The 311-nt window shown below is 47.3% G+C and carries 1 pseudogene; it reads right to left on the reverse strand.

The features are described from left to right. Window positions 1–311, reverse strand: a pseudogene (locus tag MJX74_RS22030) (IS1182 family transposase); the annotation flags it as partial.

The following is a 311-nucleotide window of genomic DNA, read 5'->3' on the forward strand; positions in this document are numbered from 1 at the left end:
GGCTGATTCTGGGTTTACCATGCATTGCTCTTTTAAATCACAACCGCGGCACTGTAATAGCTTGCCTGTAAACAGTGAACGTTGTTGACCATCAGGTTCCGGCCTGATACCCCGGCTCGACAGCAATAACCCCGAAGGACAAATACAGGTCATCGCTATCGGGTCAAATTCAAACGCACTGGCTGGAATAACAACCTTTTGCCCAACTGCCTTATCCTGGTGCCGCTTGCCGTACTTTTGCTTTTGCTCACTGAATTTCGGATCACGTTTTCTAAACTGGTTATCTGGGATGTAGCCATTGATATGCTGTT

It is taken from the genome of Rheinheimera hassiensis (assembly GCF_022436675.1).
GTDB classification, from domain to species: domain Bacteria; phylum Pseudomonadota; class Gammaproteobacteria; order Enterobacterales; family Alteromonadaceae; genus Alishewanella; species Alishewanella hassiensis.